The following is a 2369-nucleotide window of genomic DNA, read 5'->3' as shown; positions in this document are numbered from 1 at the left end:
CCGTACTTCCTCGAGCGCGTCGACCGCACCTTCGAGATGCACTCCACCTGGACGATGCAGGACTTCGGCGGCAGGCTGCCCTCGGAAGTGTTCCGCGACCACTTCATGACCTGCTTCATCAGCGATCCGATCGGTGTGCGGCTGCGCCACGAGATCGGCATCGACAACATCATGTGGGAAATGGACTACCCGCACAGCGATTCCATGTGGCCCGACGCTCCCGAGGTACTCGAGCAGGTACTCGGGCGCGAGCAGGTGCCCGACGACGAGATCGACAAGATGACCCACCTCAACGCGATGCGCTGGTACTCCTTCGACCCGTTTCAGCACATTCCGCGCGAGCAGGCCACCGTCGGCGCGCTGCGGGCGGCCGCGGCCGATCACGACGTCAGCGTGCAGGCCCGCAAGCACAAGAACTCCACATCCGAGGACAAGCTCGAGGCGTTCGCGGCGCAGATCAAAGCGGCTACCGCCCAGAACGCGGGCTGACCGCACGACGACGCGGCCACCCTCGGTATGCAGACCAGGGTGGCCGCATCCTTCTCCGAAATCGATGAGGTGATGAATTGAGCATTTCGGTAATGCTCGAGATGGTCGCGGCCAGTGAACCGGAGCGGGCCGCGGTCGTCTCCGACGGAACGCGAACGAGCGCGGCGCAATTGAGCGAACTGGCCGACCGGGCGGCCGGACTGATCGGTTCCTCCGGTGCCGAGCATGTCGCGTACGTGGGAACCGGCGGCATCATGCTGCCGCTGTTGCTGTTCGGATCCGCGCGCGCCGCGGTGGCGTTCACACCGCTGAACTACCGCCTCAGCGCTACCGGCCTGCGCGACCTGATCGACCGGCTGCCGAATCCGCTGATCGTTGTCGACTCCGAATACCTCGAGATGGTGGCGGGCTGCGGCAAACAGGTCATCGATTCCGCGTTGTTCCTCGCCGCCCTCCGGACCGCCGACGGGGCGCACACAGTTCAGGACGCCTCGCCCGACGACGTCGCCGTGCTGTTGTTCACCTCCGGCACGACCGCGCGACCCAAGGCCGTCGAACTGACGCACGCCAATCTCACCGGCTACGTGATGGGCACCGTGGAGTTCGCCTCCGCCGAACCCGGCGACGCGGCGCTGATCTGTGTGCCGCCTTATCACATCGCGGGCGTCAGCGCGGCGCTGTCGAATCTGTACGCGGGCCGACGCACCGTGTACCTGCGCCAGTTCGACCCGGTCCGCTGGATCGACCTCGTCCGCGAGGAACAGATCACCAACGCCACGGTCGTACCCACCATGCTCGATCGCATCGTCACCGTGCTCCGTGCCGGGCCCGGCGTCGAACTTCCGACGCTGCGCACCCTGGCCTACGGCGGCGCCAAGGCACCGCTGCCGCTGGTTCGCGCGGTGCTCGAGCTGCTGCCCGAGGTCGGCCTGGTCAACGCCTACGGTCTCACCGAGACCAGTTCGACCATCGCGGTGTCGACCCCCGAGGATCACCGACTCGCCCACGGGTCCAACGACCCCGCGGTCGCCAGGCGACTCGGCTCGGTCGGGCGGGCGGTGCCCGGTGTCGAATTGCAGATCCGCGACGCCGCCGGTGCGGTGCTCGCGCCCGGCGCGGTCGGCGAGTTGTTCGTCCGGGGACCGCAGGTTTCGGGAATATACGCCGAGCTCGGTTCCGTCCTCGATGCCGAGGGCTGGTTCCCCACCAAGGACCTCGCCGAGCTCGATGCCGACGGCTATCTGTTCATCGGTGGCCGCTCCGACGACACCATCATCCGCGGCGGGGAGAACATCGCTCCCGCCGAGATCGAGGACGTGCTCGTCGAACATCCCGATGTTCGCGAAGTCGCCGTGATCGGCGTGCCCGACGAACAGTGGGGGCAGATCATCGTCGCCGTCATCGTCGCCTCCCCCGGCGCCACGCCTGATCCGGAACTGCTGCGCGCCCACGTGCGGGCCAATCTGCGTGGGTCGCGCACGCCGGACCGGGTCGTCTTCCGCGACGACCTTCCCACCACGCCGACCGGCAAGATCCTGCGGCGCAACCTCATCCAGGAGATCTCCTCCGCCCCGTCCATCCTCTAGGAGTCATCGTGATCAAGAGCGGCACCCGGCTGACGAGCCAGGTCTGTGAAACACAGGTCATCGTCATCAAATCCACCGACGCCATCGACGACTTGCGTTGTGGCGGTGCCCCGATGGTGCCGTTGGGCAGCGAGACCGGCACCGGGGCGGTCCTCGATCCCGCGTTCGCCGGCGGCACCGCGGTCGGTAAACGCTACGTCCACGACACCGGCGCCGAACTGCTCGTCACGCGAGCGGGCAAAGGCACCCTCGATGTGAACGAGATCCCGCTCGGTCTCAAGGAGGCCAAGCAAC

At 67.2% G+C, this 2369-nt stretch carries 3 protein-coding genes; all 3 read left to right on the top strand.

Annotated elements, in window-relative coordinates; all coding sequences use genetic code 11:
• Positions 1-489, top strand: a 489-nt coding sequence (locus ACFWF3_RS32520) for an amidohydrolase family protein (protein ID WP_379317683.1), incomplete at its 5' end; no start/stop codon positions are given.
• Between the two features lie 77 nt (positions 490-566).
• Entirely contained in the window at positions 567-2075 is a 1509-nt protein-coding gene (locus ACFWF3_RS32515) for a class I adenylate-forming enzyme family protein (RefSeq protein WP_379317681.1), read from the top strand.
• Positions 2076-2083: 8 nt separating this feature from the next.
• The coding region (locus ACFWF3_RS32510) for a hypothetical protein (RefSeq protein WP_379317679.1) at positions 2084-2369 on the top strand (286 nt) is incomplete at its 3' end.

The sequence above is a fragment of the Nocardia sp. NPDC060220 genome (assembly GCF_042727815.1).
Lineage (GTDB): Bacteria > Actinomycetota > Actinomycetes > Mycobacteriales > Mycobacteriaceae > Nocardia.
Note: the sequence above shows the minus strand (reverse complement) of the source record. Positions and strands in the feature narration are given on the sequence as shown.